This is a genomic window from Virgibacillus byunsanensis (assembly GCF_042675965.1).
GTDB lineage: Bacteria > Bacillota > Bacilli > Bacillales > Amphibacillaceae > Virgibacillus_R > Virgibacillus_R byunsanensis.
In genome coordinates this window covers 93,442-114,931 of record NZ_JBHTKJ010000026.1, presented here as the reverse complement: position 1 = coordinate 114,931, position 21,490 = coordinate 93,442, and the positions used below count along the sequence as shown (strand labels likewise).

Sequence of the window (21,490 nt, the reverse complement as noted above, 5' to 3'; positions counted from 1 at the left end):
TATCGGACTTCCACTAACTATGGTGGGTAGGAAAGGACCGGGCGGGGTTTGCCCGGTTTTTCTTATTGTTTAAAAGTGGACAATAAATTACCTATATGCTACGTTTTATGTGGAAATTTGTAAGTTTGAGAGGGTTTGAATAAAATGAACAATACAACTCCGATTCTAATTAAAAATGCAAAGCTATTTTGTGAAAATAAAATGATAAATAATGGTCATTTACTTATAGAACAAGGGCTAATTAGTGCCATATTTTCTGAACAACCAAATCTAACTGAATTACCAAATTATGTGCGTATAGTTGATGGGACTAACTTAAACCTGATTCCAGGATTTATTGATGGGCACATTCATGGTGCAGCAGGTGCTGATGTAATGGATGCTACGGAGGAAGCGTTAGATACGATGGCGAATGTTTTACCTGAGGAAGGAACGACGAGCTTTCTCGCTACAACAATTACACATTCTCCTGAAAATATTGAGAAAGCTTTACGAAATGTTGCAGTTTACAAAAGTAAACTGGGTAAGGCAGAGGTAATAGGTGTTCACCTCGAAGGTCCTTTTATTGAAAAAAGTAAAAAAGGGGCACAACCAGTTGAATACATATTAGAACCAACTATAGAGCAATTTAAGGAATGGCAGAATACCTCAGGAAATAAAATTATGACGATAACAATGGCTCCTGAACATGATGCAGATGGATCGTTTATTAAATATGTTTCACAAACAGGTGTTAATGTTTCTGCTGGTCACACTGGTACAAACTTTGAAGGAATTAAAAATGCCATCAAGCATGGCTTAAGCCAGGTGACACATTTATGCAATGCGATGACCGGAATCCATCATCGTGATATCGGAGTAGTAGGAGCTGCACTACGGTTAAAGGAAATTCGAGCCGAGCTAATTGCGGATGGTATCCATGTTTCTAAAGAAATGATGCAATTAATTTATAACAATATGGGAAGTGAACGTCTCCTTTTAATAACAGACTCTATGCGAGCGAAATGTTTGCATGCTGGGGATTACGAACTTGGCGGACAAGCGGTAACGGTAACTCATGACCGGGCGGTGTTAGACGATGGTACGCTGGCCGGGAGTATTTTGAAAATGTATCAAGGAGCACAACAAATGCTTGCATTAGATGATGTATCCATTCAACATATTATAAACATGGCTTCCATTAATCCAGCAAAACAAGTTGGCATCTATGAGAAGAAGGGTAGTTTAAAAGTTGGAAAAGATGCTGATATGCTTTTAGTTGATGATGAATTGAATATTAAATACACATTTTGCAGAGGACACATAGCTTATGAGGTGAAGTAAAACATGGAAGTGATTAAAGTAAAAAATTATGATGCGATGAGTGAAAAAGCTTGTTCTATCATTATGAATCGAGTTATTAATTTAGACAATCCAGTATTAGGGCTAGCAACGGGATCCACTCCTGAAGGGTTATATGAATATTTGATAAACACGTATAAAGAGGGAGAAATATCATTTAAAGACACAGCGACATTTAATTTAGATGAGTATGTTGGTTTAGCACCAAGCAATCCAAATAGCTATCATTATTATATGAATGAAAAACTATTCAAACATATAGATATCCCAGATAAACTAGCGCATGTTCCGAATGGATCAGCACAAGATCTTGATAGTGAATGTCGTCATTATGAACAATTAATGCGAGACAGAAAGCAGATTGATGTTCAGATTTTGGGTTTAGGTTTAAATGGACACATTGGTTTCAATGAACCTGGAACATCCTTTGAGAGCAGGACACACGTTATTGACTTGGATGAAACGACAAGAAAAGCAAATGCACGCTTTTTTGATGCTCCTGAAGATGTTCCGAATAAAGCTATTACGATGGGCTTGGAGACCATTATGGATAGTAAAGAGATTATCCTACTTGTTTCTGGAGCAAGGAAAGCTGAGCCATTGGCCAGATTATTGCATGGTGAAGTTTCAGAAGAATTTCCAGCATCTATTCTGCAAAATCATAAAGATGTGGTTATTATTGCTGATGAAGCATCGTTATCAGAATTGGAAATATAATAAAGTGGCTTCCATGACACTTTCGTGGAAGCTACTTTATTTAGTCATCAGTAGTTGGAAGTAAATCATTTTCGACATATGCAGTACCTTTTTCCGATAGAATTGCTTGGTCACTTGTCAGGTCAATGATCCAGTTATGGAAGTTCTGTTCTTCCCCGTTTTTTACATATACCAGAAATTCAACTTGTTCTAGGTAGTTAATAGATTCTAATACATGTTCAGAATTACGTATTACATTTTCGAGCTTTCCTAACATGGAGTAATCAACTATAATAGAAATACCTTGCATTAATTGCCTGGTGACGACACCTGTATCCTGTATTACTTGAGATGTTGTACTTCCATATGCGCGTATTAATCCACCGGCACCGAGTTTTATACCGCCAAAGTATCTCGTAACAACTACCACTGTGTCTTTTAATTGTTGTTTTTTTAATACTTCTAACATTGGTACACCAGCAGTTCCGCTTGGTTCTCCATCATCATTTGCTTTTTGAATTTGATCCTGTTCACCGATAATATAAGCAGAACAATTATGATTTGCATCATGATGGTTTTTTTTGATCTCTTGAATGAATGCTTGAGCAGATTCCTCTGTTTCGACCCGTTTTATATATCCTATAAATCGGGACTTTTGGATTATTTTTTGTACCGATCCCTCTTGTTTTATTGTATAATAGTAATTTAGCATCCTTGCTTTTCCCCTCCTAAACTAACATTATAGTATATATAACTTCTAATATTCATTTTTTTTCATTTCAAGGAATAACTTTCCTATTAGTATGATAAAAGACCCTATTAAAAAAAGTAGTTATTGCGAATAAGTATATCATAGGTTGGTGGAATTTAATGGCACAAAAAACAAAAGAGAACGTGTTGGATTCAATTATTGATGAAATGGTAGATGTAGTGGAAAATAGTAAGGATGAAATATTCAACATAAGTGAACTCGCACGGACAGATCATGAAAAGTTAGTACAAGAACTACAAGAAACAAAAGAAAAGGTAGTGCGTCACATTTATGACGGGGATCAGCTAGAACAAAAAGTAAAGTTCTCGAGACAACGACTATCAGAAGTAAGTAAATATTTTGATAGATATTCAGAAGTTGAAATAAGAGAAGTTTATGAAAATACACATACTATGCAAACGGAATTAGCCATGATTCGCCAAGAAGAAAAAGCACTCCGTGTAAAACGTGATGACTTAGAGAGGCGATTACTGTCATTAGATCAAACCATTGAGCGCGCAGAGGGATTAGCTAGTAAGATTTCCGTTATTTTAAACTATTTGAACGATGATTTTAGACATGTAAACGAATTAATTGAGGAAGCAAAAGAAAAGCAGGAATTCGGTCTTAAAATTATTGAGGCACAAGAAGATGAACGGCGAAAGATTTCCCGTGAAATTCACGATGGCCCTGCACAGATGTTGGCAAATATATTGCTTCGTTCAGAGCTTGTAGATAGGACGTTTCGTGAAGGTAGTGTAGACGCAGCATTAAAGGAAATTAAAAGTGTACGTAAAATGATACGGTCTTCTCTCTATGAAGTACGGCGGATTATTTATGATCTTCGTCCGATGGCACTGGATGATTTAGGTTTAGTCCCAACTATTAAAAAATATGTTTCAACTGTTGCTGAGTATAACAATATTGAAATTGAATTTACGACTATTGGCAATCAAAAGCGTTTGCATCAAAAATATGAAATTGCATTTTTTCGTCTTATACAAGAATCCTTGCAAAACGCGATAAAACATGCTGAATCAACGTTAATTAAAGTGAAATTAGAAGTAGGTAGTAATTACCTTACAATGGTTGTGAAAGATAATGGTAAAGGGTTTGACCCAGCCATGAAGCGGGATAAATCATTTGGTCTAATAGGTATGCGGGAGAGAGTGGAGATGTTGGATGGAACGTTGTCCATAGAATCCTTTATTGGTAAAGGGACTTCCATTATTATAAAAGTTCCTTATAATACTGCTGTCTAAAAATTTTAATTTTTATAACAAATAGAGAACAGGTTTATGTATAATAGAAATAAACCGATATAGAAATAAAAGTATAACTATCATAGTAAATGTAATAGGGGTAATATAATTAACTAGAATTCGATGTAGGAGGAACAGAAACAATGAACACAACTAAGCAGACAAAAATTGTTTTAATTGATGATCATAAGCTATTTCGAGAAGGTGTTAAGCGAATATTGGAATTCGAACCGTCTTTTAATGTTGCCGCAGAAGGTGATGATGGTACTAGTGCTTCTGCTTTAGTAAAAGAGCATCAACCAGATGTTGTCCTAATGGATATTAACATGCCTAACATGAATGGGATCCAAGCTACCTCAGATCTTGTACGTCATTTTCCGGATACAAACGTTATTATTCTATCCATTCATGATGATGAAAGCTACGTTACGCATGCACTAAAAACGGGTGCACAAGGCTATTTATTAAAAGAAATGGATTCAGATGCTTTAATTGAAGCAATTAAAGTAGTAAGTGATGGTGGTTCCTACCTTCACCCAAAAGTTACACACAATTTAGTTCAGGAATACCGGCGTTTAGCGCAGGAGAACTCATCAAACATATCTGAAAGTGGAATTGAATACAGGAAACCACTACATCTACTAACGCGTCGTGAGTGTGAAGTACTGCAACTATTAGCCGATGGTAACAGTAATCGTTCAGTCGCAGAAACGCTTTTTATTAGTGAAAAAACGGTGAAAAATCACGTTAGTAATATTCTACAGAAAATGAATGTTAATGATCGTACACAAGCAGTAGTTCAGGCAATACGAAAAGGTTGGGTAGAGGTGATGCAGTAGACTGCAAACTTTTAATTGTTCGCTCTTTTTGTTCCTAACGATGATAGTTATGGTACGTAGAAATAATGTTTTTTTACCCTGATGCGTTGAGAGTATCAGGGTAATTTTTTTGGTAAATAAGAAAGCATAAAACTTGGTCCGGTTATTGGTACTCACTTGGGTAAAGGAGCAATTGAAGTAAGCTGGTATCCAAAGAAATAAAAGTAGTTTATTTATGATGTCAGCCAAGTATGGGTGGCAGAATTCTCTATATCTTAATTCCGACAACAAAATAAAGGAGTGTGACATAATCAAATGAGCACAGAATCCCCTAATAGACCTGCTAAAACCCCCTCAAAGAAACTAGACAAACTAACGGAACTATCTTATCGTTTTTCCGGAAAACTTTTATTGCGTAATGAGATTCCACTTCTTGAGCCCATTTTCCAAAAACTACTATCGGTTTCCTATTTTAAATCTGTTCCAGCTTTTAAACGCAGCCTATTTCGAACGCAATGTCAGCGGTGTGGAAATCAGAAACGGTCTTTACTTGCTACTCTTCCATGCCAAATATGTAATCAGACCCATTTGTACTGTCGTAAATGTATTAAAATGGGAAGGGTGATGGAGTGTGAGGCCCTCTATTATTGGGATGGCCCAGATGTGGAATGGCTACATCATGAAAACCCTTGTACATGGAGCGGTGAACTTACTAAGGCACAAAGTCAAGCAGCACAACGGATTACGAATGCCGTAATAAATAAGGAAAAAGAATTGCTATGTTGGGCAGTTTGTGGGGCAGGAAAAACAGAAATGTTATTTCCCGGAATGACAGAGGCCCTCAAGCAAGGGAAGCGAGTTTGTATAGCAACACCACGTGCTGATGTTGTTCGTGAGCTTTTACCCCGTATTCGCGAAGCGTTTTCTAGAGTTTATGTGCAAGGACTATATGGAGGTAGTAAAGATAACGATGCTACCGCCCAAATTATTATTGCAACAACCCACCAATTACTTCGTTTTTCAGCTGCTTTTGATTTGTTGATAATAGATGAAATCGATGCTTTCCCTTTTCACGCTGATCGATCGCTGCCGTTTGCTGCAAATCGAGCACGTAAACCAATTCATACCACCATTTATTTAACAGCAACCCCACGCCCTAAACAACGTTTGCAAATTGCTAGAAAAAAGTTGCCACATATCTTCGTGCCTATTCGCTTCCATGGCCATCCATTACCTGTTCCGAGATTAAAAATGTGTTTATCTTTACAAAAGCATTTGCTTAAACACCTACCTCCGACTGCATTTATGACATGGTTGACTAACCGGGAAAACAAGGATCGTCAAGTGCTTCTTTTTGTACCGAGTATAGAATTAGCGGAGAAATTACGTGATAATCTTATTCGACTATTGGTTAGAGAGTCTATTATAAAAGAGGAAGATGATGTAATAACGGTGCATGCTGGTGATAAAGACCGTGAAGAGAAGGTTCAACAGTTCAGACAAAAAAGAATTTCGTTTTTAATTACCACAACAATACTTGAGAGAGGCGTAACGTTTCCATCTGTAGATGTTGTTGTATTAGATGCCGGACATGATGTATTTGATGAAGCAGCCCTTGTTCAAATAGCTGGTCGTGCAGGTAGAAGTCCCGATGATCCGACAGGTGAGGTGTTATTTATTCATGATGGAAAAACGGAGTCGATGGTACAAGCAGTTCGTTCTATTATCACAATGAACAAGCGGGGAGGTTTTCATTAACATGTGTTGTTTATGGTGCGACGAAGCTATTATTCCAGAAATAAATTGGAGTAATATAATACTTTTACCAAAGCCAAAAACGTTATGTGATGATTGCAAATCTAAACTAAAGATCTTACATGGGAATAGATGTAAGAAGTGTAGCAGGTCAAGTGAAGAAGTTATTTGTAAAGACTGTAGCAGGTGGGAGGGGCAAACTGCTCAGACTGATCCGTTGCAGTTTAATTATTCCATCTTCAGCTATAACCAACAAATGCAAGACATCATAACGAAATGGAAATATCGTGGGGATTATTGTTTGGGTAATATATTTAAAGATAAATTTGTTCAAGGTTTTAAGGACACGTTTTCATTTTTGTCTAAGGATATTCGGATCGTTCCTATCCCACTAAGCACTGAGCGACTAAAGGAACGGGGATTTAACCAAGCCCAGATGTTAGCAGGTTTTTTACCATATAAACAAAAGGATGTTCTCAAACGAATTCATGGAGAAAAACAATCAAAAAAGACACGTCAGGAACGATTGATTACATCTAATCCATTTATAATCACAGAAAGGCTTAACAAACCTGTAGTTCTTGTCGATGATATATATACAACAGGCACAACAATAAGACATGCTGCAGTGCTTCTGAAAGAACAAGGATGCACGGAAGTATATGCTTATACGTTAATACGAGGATAGTGTAAATACGTTATAAAAAATATGCTATAATTTTTAAAAAGGGGGAAGCAAAATGGGGGAACTTGCAAATTGCTCTCGCTGTGAAGCGGTCTTTGTAAAAACAATTCGGGATATATGTCAAAACTGTTATAAAGAAGAAGAGAAAGAATTTAATACGGTTTATCATTTTTTAATAAAACGCGAGAACCGAGAATCGAACTTAATGGAAATAGTAAAAGAAACAGGTGTTAAGGAAAATATAATTATTAAGTTTATTAAAGAGAAGCGGCTGCGACAATCAAAATTCCCAAAGCTTACATACCCATGTGAGAGGTGTGAAGCGGAGATAATTAAGGGAAGGTTATGCACGAATTGTTCGCAAGAGATTTTAGATGGAGTAGAACAACATGAAAAAATGGAACGTCAAGCGAGTGAAAGGAAAGCAAAAGAGCGAAAGATTTCTCAAGTATATTACACGTTTGATAAAGATTAACATACTTAACTATTTTCACATAAACACTTAATTTTAATGGTTAAGTACCGATAATAATGGTAAGTAAATAAATATAAATTATAAAATAGATCGAAATTTAAAAGAGGTGATTTACCATGAAAATAAATGGACCTAATCAGACAAATTTTAATCCATATAAAAATCAAATCCAAAAGCAGCAAGACTATGCAAAGGATATAAAAAAAGAGGATCAATTACAGATTTCCAGCCAGGCGAAGCAACTACAGGAGAACGAAAAGCCAGAACCTAAACGAGCTGAATATGTGCAGGATATTAAAAAGGCCGTTGAATCAGGAGAATATCTGGTAAATCCTGAGAAAACTGCACAAAAAATGATTTCATTCTGGTCGAAGCAATAAAGGAGGGCATAAGTTGTCCGTTTTTAAAATTATAAAATCACTACATAAGTTAGTGGACATGCATAAAACCCTTATAGATATTTCTGGACAAAAAACAGAAATCATTAAGGAAGGTTCCGTTGATAAGCTGCAAACATTGCTGATAAAAGAGCGAAAACATGTAAAAGCAATCGAACAAATAGAAAAGCTTCGTCAAACTGAAGTGAAAGAATGGTTTACCCAACAGGGATCTAAGGAAGACCCGCCAACGATAACCCGGATGCTAGCTATTATCTCTGATGATGAGCAGCAGAAGGAATTAGAGGCTATGACGGTAAGTTTAACGGAGGCAATTACACAACTCAAGCAACAAGAAGAGCTGAATCAAGCATTAATACAACAATCTATGCAATTTGTTCAATTGTCGTTGGATATGATAAATCCTTCCATAAAAAGTATGAACTACGGCAACAAAAAAGAAACTGAATCCATAAAACGATCTGTTTTTGATTCAAAAGCGTAGGAAATAACAATAATAATTCATAGTGTTTGGAAGGAGCAAGAAGATGAGTACTTTTCACGGATTGGAAATGGCCAAACAAGCCCTGTTTACCCAACAGTCAGCTTTGTATACGACTGGTCATAATATTTCAAATGCGAATACAGAAGGTTATACACGTCAACGGGTCAATTTTGAATCGTTATCACCATATCCAACAGCCTCAAGGAATCGCCCAGAAATACCTGGGCAAATGGGTACAGGCGTGGAAGCGGGTACAGTTGAGCGTGTACGAGATAAATTTTTGGATATGCAATTTCGTGCTGAAAATAGCAAGTCCGGATATTGGGAAGCATTGTCTGCTTCAACCGATCGTATGGAAAGGTTGTTAAATGAACCATCTGAAAGTGGCTTATCGAAATCGATGGATCAATTATGGCAATCTCTTCAAGATTTGTCTGTAAATCCAGAGAATTCTGGGGCAAGATCGGTTGTTGTGCAACGAGGAGTTGCGTTGGCTGAATCATTTAATTATACGTCTGATTCCCTTGAATCCATACGATCTGATCTGAAAAACGAGACAGATGTCACTGTAAAAAACGCTAATTCCTTACTTGAGCAGATTAGTGGAATTAATAATCAAATTAAGCAAATTGAACCACATGGATATTTGGCAAATGATTTGTATGATGAACGTGACCGATTAGTTGACGAACTATCCGGAATTGTCAATATAAATGTTAACTATTCGAAAAGTGGAGGTAACGCACCAGAGATAGCGGATGGATTAGCAACTATTAAGCTAGCAGATAAAAATGGAAAACCTACTGATACTCTTTTAGAAGGAAATGCAGATGAGGGCGTATTTAATCAACTCTCCATTAACTATTCAGATGTGGATGGTGAGCGTAGTGCAGTAACCGGGATTGGTGTAGGTGATGACAAGGTTGTTTCTGTGGAAGAATTCATTTCGAACGGTTCATTAAAAGGAAATATTGAAGCATATGGTTATACTTCAGAAGATAATGCTGGAAATTCTACTGTTAAAGGTCTATATACCGACATGCTTTCTAATATAGATGATATGGTTGTTGAATTTTCGAATGCTTTTAATGGAGTTCATAGTGGAGGAGAGGATTTGCAAGGTCAAACAGGACAAGATTTTTTTGTGAACGGTGATTCTGAAGGAGCACCAATCACAGCTTCAACAATTGCTGTTAATGCTGCAATTCAGGATGATCCTGATTTGGTCGCTGCAAGTGATGAAGATGGAGCATCGGGTAACGGTAATAATGCCATAGAATTGGCAGGCGTTTTTGATGCTGACCTACAAGGATTAGGAGATAATACTACGGTAAGAAGTTACTATGAATCACTTATTGGTGATTTAGGTGTTGTTGCACAGGAAGCGAACCGTATGACAAGTAACACTGGTATATTGCGTTCACAAGTGGAAGAACAGCGTCAGAGTGTTAGTTCGGTATCTTTAGATGAGGAAATGTCCAACATGATTAAATTTCAACATGCCTATAGTGCTGCAGCACGTAATATGACGGCAGTTGATGAACTAATAGATCGTGTCATAAATAATATGGGATTAGTTGGAAGGTAGGTAAAACGGATGCGAATTACACAGAGTATGTTATCGAATAATATGCTGCGGAATTTGTCCGGTAGTTATTCAAAAATGGATACGTATATGAATCAACTTTCGACTGGGAAGAAAATAAACCGGCCTTCTGATGATCCGGTAATTGCAATGAAAGGGATTAATTATCGTTCACAAGTTACTGAAGTTGAACAATTCCAACGTAATACCAACGAAGTACATAACTGGATGGATAATTCGGATGCTGCATTGGATAAGGCAGTTCAGGGTATGCAAAAATTACGAGAATTAGCAGTTCAAGCAAGCAACGATACGTACGATCAAGAAGAACGTAAAAACATCATGCAAGAAGCGGAGCAGTTAAAAGAGCATCTTGTAGATATTGGTAACACAAAAGTAAACGGGAAATACATTTTTAATGGTACCAATACAGATGAAGCACCATTTGATGTGGACGGGACTCCAAATTACAGTGTTAAACCAGTATATATTGAAGTAGCAAACGGCACCAAACTTCAAGCAAATGTAAATCCTGAAGATGTATTTTCTGGAGATCCTGCTAGCGGAGATGATCTATTTGTAAATATTCAGGGGCTTATAGATGACCTTGGTAATAATAACCAAGAGGGAATTGAGGCAAGTATTGAAACAATTGATGCTAATATTGATAACATCATCAATGCTAGAGCTGACCTTGGTAATCGTATGAATAGGTTAGAACTGGTGGAAAATCGCTTAAGTGAACAAAAAATCATTGCAACTGAAACGATGGCTAATAATGAGGACGTTGATTACGAAGAAGCAATTACTAATTTAATTACCCAAGAAAGTGTCCATCGTGCTGCCCTTTCAGCTGGATCACGCATTATACAACCATCTTTACTAGACTTTCTACGGTAAAAGTTAGCCCTGGCCACTTTTGTTTTAGTGTCCGGGGTTTTGTTTCTTAAATGAGGGGGAAGTTTATGCAACTACCGCAAATTCGGATGAATTCACAAATGGCCCAAATTCAAATTCAGCAAACGAACGGTAAACAATACATAAAACAACCAAAAGCTGATCTATTCATACAACAGCCGCAGGCAGATATATCAATTAACACAACCCCTTCCAGGCTAACCATTGATCAAACACAGGCATGGGAAGATATGGGGTTAATGCATATTTCAAAACGTATTAAGCAATTTGCCAATGAAGGGAAACAAGGACTTTTTGAAGGTATTGCTCGAAAAGCACAACAAGGGAATGAATTGATGGAAATTGAAAATCAAGGTAGTCCAATTCCCCGCCAAGCAGCGCAAAATAGTTTTGAAGGTATGAAATCCTTAGCTATTGAATTCATCCCATCGCATTTTGCGGTAAAAACTTCTTTCCAGCCTTCTGAAGTAGACATAAATGTAAAAGTTAACAAACCAATTATAGAAGCTAGAGTAAATAAGCCAACACACCAATATGAAAAAGGTGCTGTCGATACTAGTATGAAACAGTATCAAAGTTTAGAAATTGACGTTGTAAATCTTTTCACTGAATCGGTATAAAAAAGGATGGTAAAAAATGAACATTGAAACAAAATATTTAGGAGAAGTAGAAATAGATACATCTAAATGCATAACTTTCCCTAATGGGTTGCCAGGATTTGTGGAGGAGACTAAATTTGTATTATTAGACTTACCAGGTAATCCTTTATTTCAAGTTTTACAATCAACTCAAACTTCCAATACCGCTTTTATCGTGACAAACCCATATCATTTCTATCAAGCGTATTCATTTGAATTAGATGATGCTATTATTGAAACGTTAAATTTGAACGACCAAAAAGATGTGGTTGTTCTGGCGATTATTACATTAAGAAAACCGTTTGATCAGAGTACTATAAATTTAAAAGCACCTGTTATTATCAATGCAAATAATGGAACTGGAAAACAATTCATTTTGAATACTGATGACTATCCGTCAAAAGCTTCTATAACAATAGAAGCGAAAGGAGATTAATCATGCTGGTATTAACGAGAAAAAAGAATGAAGCAATTCAAATAGGTGAGGACATAGAAATAAAAGTACTCGGAATAGAAGGAGATCAAATTAAGCTGGGAATTAATGCACCTAAGTATGTAGATATTTACAGAAAAGAAATATATCTTGATATTCAAGATCAAAATAATGAAGCTGTAAATCTATCAGCAGATTTACTTGATTTAATAAATAATGATAAAGATCGTACATAAAAGCTTCACAACGAAGCAATCTTTTCCGATATAAGTAAAAAGTAGACATGTAAGAGGAGATGCTAGGGCAATGAGATTTGAACAAATTGGAAGTAGATCACAACCCTTGCAACATAGAGAAAACATAAAGAGTAAAGCACCTACTGAAAGTAATTCTATAGAAGAGCATGAACAAAAACCAAAAGATGAAAAAAGGATTACCACAGAAGAAGTGGAAACAGTAGTCTCTAAACTAAATGAATTTATGGAACCAGAACGAACAAATTTAAAATTTGAATTACATGATAAATTGGATAAGTACTATGTAAAGGTAGTTAACACTAGTACAGACGAAGTTGTCAAAGAGATTCCACCTGAGAAAATGCTTGACATGTATGCGGCAATGGCAGAATTCATGGGATTTTTAGTGGATGAAAAAGTATAAAGGAGTTGATCTATAATGCGTATCGGTGGTTTAGCTTCAGGGATGGATATTGATTCACTTGTTGGCAAATTGATGGAAGCTGAAAGAATGCCATTACAGAAGATGGAACAAGATCAAACTAAGCTTACATGGCAACGTGACAGCTTTCGAGATATAAATAAGAAGTTACTAGAATTAGACGATATGATGTTGAATATGAAGATGAGTAGTACGTATAATTCTAAGTCGGTAAGTTCATCGAATGAGAGTGCTGTAACGGCTACTGCTTCTTCAAGTGCAGATAATGGGTTGTATAATATAGAAGTAACACAAATGGCCACCTCTGCGATAAATATAAGTCAGTCAGCTATTGGCCAAGAGATTGACCCCAATGAATCTATGAATACTCAACAGTTCACAACGGATGTGAATAATGGAACATATAAATTTTCTACGTATGATGAAGAAACAGAAGGAATGAAGGAACATACTTTTGAAGTTAAAGATGGTGATTCATTAAATGATGTGCTAAAGCGGATTACCGACGCAGATAATAATGTTCGTGCCTTTTTTGATGAACCTTCACAGAAAGTTATTATGGAAACGATTAGAACAGGTAATTACAATGAAAACGGTAGTGAAATAGACTTTAACGGAACTGACAACGCATTTTTTACTGACGTATTAAACCTGGACCCAACTCAAGAAGATGGTGGTGAAAACGCACAATTCACTTATAACGGATTAGCTACTGTAATGGAATCAAAAACCAACTCCTACCAGTTAAACGGTGTCAATTTTCAATTCAAAAGTGAAGGAAGTGCTAGTTTAACGGTTACAAATAATGTGGAATCTAGTTTTGAAAAGATCATGGATTTCGTTGATAAGTACAACGAAGTAGTAGAAACGTTAAATGGTACTCAACAGGAAGAGAAGTTTCGTGATTATAAGCCATTAACTGATGAACAAAAAGAAGATATGTCTGAAAAGCAAATTGAACTTTGGGAAGAAAAAGCAAAAAGTGGTTTACTACGTGGAGAGTCATCGATTTCCAGCGGATTATTTTCCATGCGACAAAGCTGGTATTCGACCGTTGAAACGGGTGGAGATATAACTTCTCTAACTCAAATAGGGATTAAAACTTCAAGTAATTATATGGATGGCGGAAAGCTAGAAGTTAATGAAACTGATTTAAAAAATGCACTACGCGATAATCCAGGTGATGTGCAAAAACTGTTTTCCAATAATGCAGAAGGTGATAGTCGTGGGCTTGTTAACCGATTAGAGGATGCTGTTGAATCTACCATGAGTAAAATAGAAGAGCGTGCTGGAAAAGGAACAGATACCCTTGAAAATTATACACTAGGAAAACGTATGAAAGATGTAACCACCAGAATTGCAGCATTTGAAGATCGATTGGTGCAAAAAGAAAACCGTTACTGGAGCCAATTCACACAAATGGAGAAGGCAATACAACGAATGAACCAGCAATCAGCACAATTAGCACAATTTAGTGGCGGAGGCGGAATGATGTAGTCATTGCCTCTATAGAAAGGTATTAATAAAGGAGTGTAGAATGCCGTATGTCAGCGAGCAAACACTATCAAACATATCAAAATAATTCTGTGAATACTGCTTCTAAAGGTGAATTAACGCTTATGTTATATAACGGGTGTATCAAATTCATTAAGCAAGCTATTAAAGATATGGATCAGCAGTATTATGAAGCGAAAAATACAAATATTCAGAAGGCCCAAAATATCATTCAGGAACTGATGGTAACATTAGACCAAAAAGCTGAAATATCCAAGCAAATTCTTCCATTATATGAGTATATGACGCATAGACTTCGAGAGGGAAATATTAATAATGAAGTCGCTGCACTGGAGGAAGTTTTACAACTTACTACTGAATTTCGTGATACATGGAAACAGGTTATTTTAAAAACAAGGCAAAATCAATATTCTGCACAAGGTGCCAGAGTCTGATGAATCGTCTGAGTCGTCTTTATAATATAACAGTGCAGCTAGATAAAATCTTAAATCAAACGATCTCGTCTAAAAACCGTGAAGAAATTATTACAACTGTGAATCAGTTAATTGAACAGCGAGGAGACTATTTGAACCAGGTAACTCCCCCGCTTACAGCAGATGAAAAAATAATTGGTAAAGAAGTTGTTGTGTTAAATGAAAAAATAGAAGAACAGATGAATGATCTTTTTGATTCACTAAAACAAGAAATGAAACAAATGAAGAAACAAAAGAAATCAAATCAGTCGTATATAAATCCGTATAAAAGTGTACAGGCAATGGATGGAATGTTCCTAGATAATAAAAAGTGAAATAATAATAAACACTTTCTGAATTTCAGGGGGTGTTTTTATTTTTTTGCAGAACCGTACGTGTGAAGGGTTTCAATGAAAGCGGTAACAAATCCTGCGAATTCTGCCACAAATAATCAATAGTTTAAGCAGGAATTATGGAGGGAAACATAGTATAATATATATAAGATGAAAGGAGGACACTTTTTATGAAATACAATATTCGTGGGGAAAACCTTGAGGTGACTGGAGCCATAAGGGATTACGTAGAAAAGAAGATTAGTAAACTAGAAAGATACTTTGATACACCACCAACCTCCGATGTACATGTGAACTTAAGTGTCTATAATGATGAGCAGCGAATTGAGGTTACGATTCCAATGACAAACTTGTTATTGCGAGGAGAGGTACAACACGTAGATTTATATGCTGCTATTGATCTTGTAGTAGATAAACTTGAGAGGCAAATTCGAAAATATAAAACAAAAGTAAATCGTAAATTCAGACAAGAAGGTTCTCCAAAACATATTTTTGCTGAACTTGAAAAAGAAGCTAATAATGCTGAAGCGGAAGCGGATGAAATAGAAATAGTTAAAACAAAAAGATTCGATTTAAAGCCTATGGATTCTGAGGAAGCTGTATTGCAAATGGATATGCTAGGTCATGCATTTTATGTATTCACTAGCGATATTTCAGGTGAAACAAATGTTGTCTATCGCCGAAACGACGGCAAATATGGACTAATCGAGCCAAATGCTTAATAATAAGTACGAAAAAGGCGACTCCTACAGGGGTCGTCTTTTAAGTAGATAAGAAAGCATATGCTTTCTTATCTACCAAAGTACATCCTAGGATTTAACCATTAAGGCTTGGCGATAAGCCAAGTCTTCTAATAGTCTAGGAAATTATAAAATTAGGATCGGGTGGATAATTTATTGACTGTGTAAGCCACATTCAGTTCGACATACAGAACAAAGAGTACTTCATACAGCTTAACATCGTACGAAGTTAAGCGAACTTCTTTTTCGGGACGTACTAGTACCGATAACGCTACAGGATAAGGGAAGGTTCTCTTAAAAAGCATCATACGAAGAAATAGCTGTTTTCTTTTTCAAGGACGTGGCGTTTTCATCGACAAGCGCCTAGACACTCGGGGACATTAAGCAGTTCAACTCCCATCCACACTACGCGACCTGTTTATGCTTGTCGTGTCTTTCAAGACGCTTTTGCTTTTGTACAAACAGCTGGATCGATCGTTGTCGAAAATTGTCATACGAAATACTAAAATTAAAAAATAGACGGTTAAAATGTCGCATTTTAATAGGATTCAATTTTATTCACTGACAAAATACCGAAATACACTAAAAAATTTGTCGAATACAACTCTAAAATTGAAAAATGGCAATTAGCATTCCAATCTAATTACATGATATAACTATATCGAAGAGACTAAGAAGGGGGTAAGTTATGGATGACAATGAGTGTCTAACATTTAATGATCTAGTTTTAAAAGTTCAACAACATGAAGAAACCATCACCCAGTTAGTAGAAATAATTGCTGTGACAAATCGAAGGCTTTCTGAACTATATGCCCAAGAACATAACAAGGAACATAACTTTTCGTTTCCGTAACAAGATTTCCACGTAATGAGTTTCTCCCAATATTCCACATAACTCCCACATGTATGGTTTTAATAAAAGAGTAGTTTACCCTCGAACTACTCTTTTTTATGTACTTTCAAGACAGGTCTCGAGTGTCCAAGTAGTTGTCATACAGCTTTATAAAATGTTATTATTTAAGATAGACTAAAATAACTATAGATGTTTATATTTTATTTTGTAGGTAAGAGAGCATAAAACTTCCTTATCTGCATAAGTGTTACTAGGTCATTCGCCATAAAAGCTTGACGAATGCCAGTTTTCTAATAATTAAACTACTAAAAGAAGTTTTATTTATATTATTGAGGAGCGTTTATATGGCTGGATTATTGACGAAAATTTTTGGAGATGGAAATCAAAAGCAGTTAAATCGATTACAAAAACAAGTAGAGCAGATAGAAGCGGTTGAACCTGATTATGAAAAATTGTCTGATTCAGAATTAAAGCAAAAAACAGATGAATTCAAAGAGCGATATGTAAATGGTGAAACTTTAGATGATATGTTAGTCGAAGCATATGCGGTTGTTCGTGAAGCATCAAAGAGAGTGTTAGGTATGCGTCCATTTCCTGTTCAGCTTGTAGGTGCTGTTGCATTACACGAAGGTAACATTGCTGAAATGAAAACAGGTGAAGGTAAAACACTAGCTTCAGCTATGCCTTCATATTTAAATGCATTAGGTGGAGAAGGCGTTCATATCATTACCGTAAACGAATATTTGGCTGATCGTGATGCGAAGGAGATGGGTCGATTATTTGAATTTCTTGGTTTAACTGTAGGCTTAAATGTTAACGGACTAACTAAAGAAGAAAAAAGAGCAGCTTATTATTGTGATATCACTTATGGTACGAATAATGAATATGGTTTTGATTACCTTCGTGACAATATGGTTCTATACAAAGAGCAAATGGCTCAGCGTCCATTAAATTTTGCTATCATTGATGAGGTAGACTCTATTTTAATTGATGAGGCTAGAACGCCCTTGATTATTTCTGGATCCGCTAAAAAATCAGCCTCTATGTACCAACAAGCTGATGGATTTGTTAGTAGACTAAAGAAAGATACTGATTTCACATATGATGAGAAGACGAAAGGTGTTCAGTTAACAGAGGAAGGTATTAATAAAGCAGAACGGTATTTTCAGATTGAAAACTTATTCGATTTAAACCATGTGACATTAACACATCATATTAATCAAGCATTAAAAGCGCACGCATCGATGCATCGTGATACAGATTACGTTATAGAAGAAAGTGAAGTCGTCATCGTAGACCAATTTACTGGTCGTTTGATGAAAGGTCGCCGATATAGTAATGGTCTTCATCAGGCAATTGAAGCAAAAGAAGGTTTACAGATACAAAATGAAAGTATGACGTTAGCATCCATTACATTCCAGAATTTTTTCCGGATGTACAATAAACTTTCTGGAATGACTGGTACTGCAAAAACAGAAGAAGAGGAATTCCGTAACATTTATAATATGGATGTTATTGCAATTCCAACCAATCAACCAATTATACGTGATGACAGAGCAGATATGATTTATAAAACGATGGACGGAAAATTCCGTGCTGTAGTTGAGAGTATTAAAGACGCTTATGAAGCTGGTCAGCCGGTTCTTGTAGGTACTGTTGCGGTTGAAACATCTGAGTTAATTTCAAAACTACTAACCAAAGCCGGTGTTAAACATAACGTACTAAACGCGAAAAATCATTATCGTGAAGCGGAAATCATTGAAAATGCTGGTCAAAAGAAAGCCGTTACGATCGCAACGAATATGGCGGGGCGTGGTACGGATATTAAATTAGGTGAAGGTGTAAAAGAATTAGGTGGTCTAGCAGTTATTGGTACAGAACGTCATGAATCCCGACGAATTGATAACCAGTTACGTGGACGTTCTGGTCGTCAAGGAGACCCTGGTATGTCGTTGTTCTACTTGTCTATGGAAGATGAGCTCATGCGTAGGTTTGGGTCTGATAATCTGCGTAATATGATGGAACGCTTAGGAATGGATGATACACAGCCGATTGAAAGCAAAATGGTATCCCGAGCTGTAGAATCAGCACAGAAACGAGTAGAAGGTAATAACTTTGATGCTCGTAAAACAGTATTGTCCTATGACGATGTACTTCGTGAACAACGTGAAATTATATATAAACAGCGCTTTGAAGTTATTGATTCCGACGAAAATTTACGTGAAATCATCGAGAATATGATTGTTTCTACACTTGAGAGAATTGTAGGTACACACACTCAAGATGACTTAGACGAAAACTGGAATTTAGAAGCAATTACGGAATATGTTTATGGAAACCTATTGGATCAAGAAGATATCTCAGTAAATGATCTGAAAGGTAAAGAGCCAGATGAAATAACAGATACTATCATGGAAAAAGTACGTGCACGATATGATGAAAAACAAGAAGAACTCTCAGAAGAGCAAATGAGAGAGTTTGAAAAAGTGATTTTATTACGTACAGTAGATACGAAATGGATGGATCATATCGATCAAATGGATCAATTACGCCAAGGTATTCATTTACGTGCATACGGACAAAATGACCCATTAAGAGAGTATCAGATGGAAGGGTTTGCCATGTTTGAAGAAATGGTGGCAAATATTGAAGAAGAGGTTTCAAGATATGTTATGAAAGCTCAAATACGGGATAATTTGCAACGCCAGGAAGTTGTAAAGAATACCCAAGCAGTATCAGGTGGTCAGGAAGAAAAGAAAAAATCGCGTAAACCATATGTGAAAAAAGATGATGTTGGAAGAAATGAACCATGTCCATGTGGAAGTGGCAAAAAATATAAAAATTGTCATGGTAAATAGTGAAAACACTCCCACTTTAGGGGAGTGTTTTCATGAGGTTAGAAAAAAATACACAGAGGTGAGTTATATGGAATTAGTAGAAATTAAACATGAATTAGATAAGATGAAAACACGTATTGAAGACTTTAGGGGGTCTCTTTGACTTAGATACAAAGAAAGAACGAATTGGTGAATTAGAAGGACAAATGACCTACCCTGATTTCTGGGATAACCAGGATACAGCACAAAAAGTAATCAATGAAACAAATAGTTTAAAGGAATATGTAGAAACATTTGAGGACTTAGAAGAGCAGTTAGAGAACTTAGAAGTGTCTTATGAATTAGTAAGGGAAGAAAATGATAAGGAACTGTTCGATGAATTAGAAACAGAAATAGTAAATCTTAGAAAAAAGATAAATGAATTTGAATTACAAATGCTGTTGAGTGAACCGTATGATGCTAATAATGCCATATTAGAGTTGCATCCAGGTGCTGGGGGTACTGAGTCACAAGATTGGGCAAGTATGTTATTGAGAATGTATCAGCGCTTTGCTGAAAGTAAAGGATTTACAGTGGAAACATTGGATTATTTACCAGGTGATGAGGCTGGTGTAAAAAGTGTGACGTTGCATATAAAAGGCCATAATGCTTATGGTTATCTAAAAGCAGAGAAAGGTGTCCATAGGCTAGTACGGATTTCACCATTTGATTCATCTGGTAGGAGACATACATCATTTGCTTCTTGTGATGTTCTCCCTGAATTGACAGATGATGTGGATATTGATATTAAGACAGAAGATTTAAATATAGATACGTATCGCGCTAGTGGAGCAGGCGGTCAGCATGTAAATACTACAGATTCGGCAGTTCGGATTACTCATTTACCAACAAATGTGGTGGTTACCTGTCAATCTGAGCGATCTCAAATTAAAAATAGGGAAACAGCAATGAAAATGCTAAAGGCAAAGTTGTATCAATTAGAGATCGAACGCCAGCAGCAAGAGGTGAATGAAATTCGTGGAGAACAGAAGGAGATTGGCTGGGGAAGCCAAATACGCTCCTATGTATTCCATCCATATTCCATGGTTAAAGACCACCGAACTAATATCGAATCCGGTAATACTCAGGGAGTTATGGATGGAGATTTAGGCCAGTTTATTGATGCCTATTTACGGTCACAAATCAACTAGTTGGAATCGAATTCATGAAATTGACACAAATTGTCAAAAGCCTTGATCCGATTACATTTCTCATTGGTTTCGCTTGAATAAGAGTCTACTAAAAGGGTTTTAAAAGTTAATAAATAGGTTATAATGTTAATGATAGCCTTTACACTACATTTTGTTAGGGGGATTTAACATGAAAAAATGGTTATTAACAGCTCTTATCGGTACGGCGCTAGTGCTCGGCGCTTGTGGCGGCGGGGATGATGATGCTGCAGAAGAACCTGCAGACAACGGAGATAATGGAACTGAGGAAAATGCTGATGGTGGCACAGTAGATTCAGCAGCTGCTGAAGCGGCTTTTGAAAGCAATTGTGCATCTTGCCATGGTGCAGACCTATCAAGTGGATCAGCTCCAGACTTAACACAAGTTGGCTCTACTTATTCTGCAGATGAAATTGCTGACATTATCGAAAATGGTCAAGGCAGTATGCCAGGTGGAATGGCAACTGGTGATGACGTAGAATTATTAGCAAACTGGTTAGCAGAAAAGAAATAACTAATTTCATACTTAACTAAACAAAGCTTGGCCATTGGAATTTTCCAATGGCCAAGCTTTTTTATAGCTTAGGAAATTATTGGAAATTATAAAATTAGGAG

At 36.4% G+C, this 21,490-nt stretch carries 24 protein-coding genes; 23 read left to right on the top strand and 1 reads right to left on the bottom strand.

The window, feature by feature from the left end; genetic code table 11:
- Window positions 1-144: 144 nt before the first annotated feature.
- Entirely contained in the window at window positions 145-1,323 is a 1,179-nt protein-coding gene (gene nagA, locus ACFQ3N_RS10905; protein ID WP_390362295.1) for an N-acetylglucosamine-6-phosphate deacetylase, read from the top strand.
- 3 nt (window positions 1,324-1,326) lie between these two features.
- Window positions 1,327-2,058 (top strand): glucosamine-6-phosphate deaminase, encoded by a 732-nt coding sequence (gene nagB / locus ACFQ3N_RS10900; protein WP_390362293.1) that lies wholly within the window; start codon window positions 1,327-1,329, stop codon window positions 2,056-2,058.
- A gap of 40 nt (window positions 2,059-2,098) precedes the next feature.
- Here nagB and ACFQ3N_RS10895 read toward each other — a convergent pair whose 3' ends face one another.
- The gene (locus ACFQ3N_RS10895; RefSeq protein WP_390362291.1) at window positions 2,099-2,749 is read right to left on the bottom strand and encodes a YigZ family protein; all 651 of its coding nucleotides are present in this window, start codon (window positions 2,747-2,749) and stop codon (window positions 2,099-2,101) included.
- A gap of 158 nt (window positions 2,750-2,907) precedes the next feature.
- Here ACFQ3N_RS10895 and ACFQ3N_RS10890 point away from each other — a divergent pair, with 158 nt between their 5' ends.
- The 21 genes from ACFQ3N_RS10890 to cccB all read left to right on the top strand — a co-directional run bounded on the left by ACFQ3N_RS10890 (window position 2,908) and on the right by cccB (window position 21,389).
- Entirely contained in the window at window positions 2,908-4,050 is a 1,143-nt protein-coding gene (locus tag ACFQ3N_RS10890; protein WP_390362289.1) for a sensor histidine kinase, read from the top strand.
- Window positions 4,051-4,193: 143 nt separating this feature from the next.
- Window positions 4,194-4,889 (top strand): response regulator, encoded by a 696-nt coding sequence (locus ACFQ3N_RS10885; RefSeq protein WP_390362287.1) that lies wholly within the window; start codon window positions 4,194-4,196, stop codon window positions 4,887-4,889.
- Between the two features lie 642 nt (window positions 4,890-5,531).
- On the top strand, window positions 5,532-6,626 hold the full coding sequence (locus ACFQ3N_RS10880; protein WP_390362285.1) for a DEAD/DEAH box helicase: 1,095 nt from the start codon (window positions 5,532-5,534) through the stop codon (window positions 6,624-6,626).
- A gap of 1 nt (window position 6,627) precedes the next feature.
- Window positions 6,628-7,311: a ComF family protein gene (locus ACFQ3N_RS10875; RefSeq protein ID WP_390362283.1), complete on the top strand. Its 684-nt coding sequence runs from the start codon at window positions 6,628-6,630 to the stop codon at window positions 7,309-7,311.
- A gap of 52 nt (window positions 7,312-7,363) precedes the next feature.
- The gene (locus ACFQ3N_RS10870; protein WP_390362281.1) at window positions 7,364-7,783 is read left to right on the top strand and encodes a TIGR03826 family flagellar region protein; all 420 of its coding nucleotides are present in this window, start codon (window positions 7,364-7,366) and stop codon (window positions 7,781-7,783) included.
- Window positions 7,784-7,899: 116 nt separating this feature from the next.
- Complete coding sequence (gene flgM / locus ACFQ3N_RS10865) at window positions 7,900-8,163, top strand: flagellar biosynthesis anti-sigma factor FlgM (RefSeq protein ID WP_390362279.1); 264 nt, start codon at window positions 7,900-7,902, stop codon at window positions 8,161-8,163.
- Window positions 8,164-8,176: 13 nt separating this feature from the next.
- Window positions 8,177-8,665 (top strand): flagellar protein FlgN, encoded by a 489-nt coding sequence (locus ACFQ3N_RS10860; RefSeq protein ID WP_390362277.1) that lies wholly within the window; start codon window positions 8,177-8,179, stop codon window positions 8,663-8,665.
- A 43-nt stretch (window positions 8,666-8,708) separates the two neighbouring features.
- Window positions 8,709-10,253, top strand: coding sequence for a flagellar hook-associated protein FlgK (flgK, locus tag ACFQ3N_RS10855; protein ID WP_390362275.1), 1,545 nt, complete (start codon window positions 8,709-8,711; stop codon window positions 10,251-10,253).
- A 9-nt stretch (window positions 10,254-10,262) separates the two neighbouring features.
- A complete protein-coding gene (gene flgL / locus ACFQ3N_RS10850) occupies window positions 10,263-11,150 on the top strand; it encodes a flagellar hook-associated protein FlgL (RefSeq protein WP_390362273.1) in 888 nt (295 codons plus the stop codon).
- A gap of 65 nt (window positions 11,151-11,215) precedes the next feature.
- Entirely contained in the window at window positions 11,216-11,788 is a 573-nt protein-coding gene (locus ACFQ3N_RS10845; protein WP_390362271.1) for a DUF6470 family protein, read from the top strand.
- Window positions 11,789-11,804: 16 nt separating this feature from the next.
- Window positions 11,805-12,242 (top strand): flagellar assembly protein FliW, encoded by a 438-nt coding sequence (gene fliW, locus ACFQ3N_RS10840; RefSeq protein ID WP_390362269.1) that lies wholly within the window; start codon window positions 11,805-11,807, stop codon window positions 12,240-12,242.
- Window positions 12,243-12,244: 2 nt separating this feature from the next.
- A complete protein-coding gene (gene csrA / locus ACFQ3N_RS10835) occupies window positions 12,245-12,475 on the top strand; it encodes a carbon storage regulator CsrA (RefSeq protein ID WP_390362267.1) in 231 nt (76 codons plus the stop codon).
- A gap of 70 nt (window positions 12,476-12,545) precedes the next feature.
- Window positions 12,546-12,899: a flagellar protein FlaG gene (flaG, locus tag ACFQ3N_RS10830; RefSeq protein ID WP_390362265.1), complete on the top strand. Its 354-nt coding sequence runs from the start codon at window positions 12,546-12,548 to the stop codon at window positions 12,897-12,899.
- Between the two features lie 15 nt (window positions 12,900-12,914).
- Window positions 12,915-14,414, top strand: a complete 1,500-nt coding sequence (locus ACFQ3N_RS10825) for a flagellar hook-associated protein 2 (protein ID WP_390362263.1) — start codon at window positions 12,915-12,917, stop codon at window positions 14,412-14,414.
- 47 nt (window positions 14,415-14,461) lie between these two features.
- Window positions 14,462-14,866 carry a flagellar export chaperone FliS gene (fliS, locus tag ACFQ3N_RS10820; RefSeq protein ID WP_390362261.1) on the top strand — a complete coding sequence of 135 codons (405 nt, stop codon included), beginning with the start codon at window positions 14,462-14,464 and terminating at the stop codon, window positions 14,864-14,866.
- The gene (locus tag ACFQ3N_RS10815) at window positions 14,866-15,219 is read left to right on the top strand and encodes a flagellar protein FliT (protein WP_390362259.1); all 354 of its coding nucleotides are present in this window, start codon (window positions 14,866-14,868) and stop codon (window positions 15,217-15,219) included. Before fliS ends, ACFQ3N_RS10815 begins: the two co-directional genes overlap by 1 nt.
- A gap of 188 nt (window positions 15,220-15,407) precedes the next feature.
- Window positions 15,408-15,959 carry a ribosome hibernation-promoting factor, HPF/YfiA family gene (hpf, locus tag ACFQ3N_RS10810; protein ID WP_390362257.1) on the top strand — a complete coding sequence of 184 codons (552 nt, stop codon included), beginning with the start codon at window positions 15,408-15,410 and terminating at the stop codon, window positions 15,957-15,959.
- A gap of 706 nt (window positions 15,960-16,665) precedes the next feature.
- The gene (locus ACFQ3N_RS10805; RefSeq protein WP_390362255.1) at window positions 16,666-16,830 is read left to right on the top strand and encodes a hypothetical protein; all 165 of its coding nucleotides are present in this window, start codon (window positions 16,666-16,668) and stop codon (window positions 16,828-16,830) included.
- A gap of 344 nt (window positions 16,831-17,174) precedes the next feature.
- Entirely contained in the window at window positions 17,175-19,688 is a 2,514-nt protein-coding gene (secA, locus tag ACFQ3N_RS10800; protein ID WP_390362253.1) for a preprotein translocase subunit SecA, read from the top strand.
- A gap of 67 nt (window positions 19,689-19,755) precedes the next feature.
- Window positions 19,756-20,857, top strand: a protein-coding gene (gene prfB / locus ACFQ3N_RS10795; RefSeq protein WP_390362309.1) for a peptide chain release factor 2 whose coding sequence is annotated in 2 segments (ribosomal slippage) — window positions 19,756-19,827 and window positions 19,829-20,857 — 1,101 coding nt in all. Because the reading frame shifts where the segments join, the coding sequence is not laid out codon by codon here.
- A 169-nt stretch (window positions 20,858-21,026) separates the two neighbouring features.
- Window positions 21,027-21,389 carry a cytochrome c551 gene (cccB, locus tag ACFQ3N_RS10790; RefSeq protein ID WP_390362251.1) on the top strand — a complete coding sequence of 121 codons (363 nt, stop codon included), beginning with the start codon at window positions 21,027-21,029 and terminating at the stop codon, window positions 21,387-21,389.
- Window positions 21,390-21,490: the final 101 nt, after the last annotated feature.

Bases quoted from the DNA above. Each gene is read 5' to 3' on its own strand.
- nagA (WP_390362295.1), top strand. From the start codon at position 145: ATGAACAATACAACTCCGATTCTAATTAAAAATGCAAAGCTATTTTGT.
- nagB (WP_390362293.1), top strand. From the start codon at position 1,327: ATGGAAGTGATTAAAGTAAAAAATTATGATGCGATGAGTGAAAAAGCT.
- ACFQ3N_RS10895 (WP_390362291.1), bottom strand. From the start codon at position 2,749: ATGCTAAATTACTATTATACAATAAAACAAGAGGGATCGGTACAAAAA.
- ACFQ3N_RS10890 (WP_390362289.1), top strand. From the start codon at position 2,908: ATGGCACAAAAAACAAAAGAGAACGTGTTGGATTCAATTATTGATGAA.
- ACFQ3N_RS10885 (WP_390362287.1), top strand. From the start codon at position 4,194: ATGAACACAACTAAGCAGACAAAAATTGTTTTAATTGATGATCATAAG.
- ACFQ3N_RS10875 (WP_390362283.1), top strand. From the start codon at position 6,628: ATGTGTTGTTTATGGTGCGACGAAGCTATTATTCCAGAAATAAATTGG.
- ACFQ3N_RS10870 (WP_390362281.1), top strand. From the start codon at position 7,364: ATGGGGGAACTTGCAAATTGCTCTCGCTGTGAAGCGGTCTTTGTAAAA.
- flgM (WP_390362279.1), top strand. From the start codon at position 7,900: ATGAAAATAAATGGACCTAATCAGACAAATTTTAATCCATATAAAAAT.
- flgK (WP_390362275.1), top strand. From the start codon at position 8,709: ATGAGTACTTTTCACGGATTGGAAATGGCCAAACAAGCCCTGTTTACC.
- flgL (WP_390362273.1), top strand. From the start codon at position 10,263: ATGCGAATTACACAGAGTATGTTATCGAATAATATGCTGCGGAATTTG.
- ACFQ3N_RS10845 (WP_390362271.1), top strand. From the start codon at position 11,216: ATGCAACTACCGCAAATTCGGATGAATTCACAAATGGCCCAAATTCAA.
- fliW (WP_390362269.1), top strand. From the start codon at position 11,805: ATGAACATTGAAACAAAATATTTAGGAGAAGTAGAAATAGATACATCT.
- csrA (WP_390362267.1), top strand. From the start codon at position 12,245: ATGCTGGTATTAACGAGAAAAAAGAATGAAGCAATTCAAATAGGTGAG.
- flaG (WP_390362265.1), top strand. From the start codon at position 12,546: ATGAGATTTGAACAAATTGGAAGTAGATCACAACCCTTGCAACATAGA.
- ACFQ3N_RS10825 (WP_390362263.1), top strand. From the start codon at position 12,915: ATGCGTATCGGTGGTTTAGCTTCAGGGATGGATATTGATTCACTTGTT.
- fliS (WP_390362261.1), top strand. From the start codon at position 14,462: ATGTCAGCGAGCAAACACTATCAAACATATCAAAATAATTCTGTGAAT.
- ACFQ3N_RS10815 (WP_390362259.1), top strand. From the start codon at position 14,866: ATGAATCGTCTGAGTCGTCTTTATAATATAACAGTGCAGCTAGATAAA.
- hpf (WP_390362257.1), top strand. From the start codon at position 15,408: ATGAAATACAATATTCGTGGGGAAAACCTTGAGGTGACTGGAGCCATA.
- ACFQ3N_RS10805 (WP_390362255.1), top strand. From the start codon at position 16,666: ATGGATGACAATGAGTGTCTAACATTTAATGATCTAGTTTTAAAAGTT.
- secA (WP_390362253.1), top strand. From the start codon at position 17,175: ATGGCTGGATTATTGACGAAAATTTTTGGAGATGGAAATCAAAAGCAG.
- cccB (WP_390362251.1), top strand. From the start codon at position 21,027: ATGAAAAAATGGTTATTAACAGCTCTTATCGGTACGGCGCTAGTGCTC.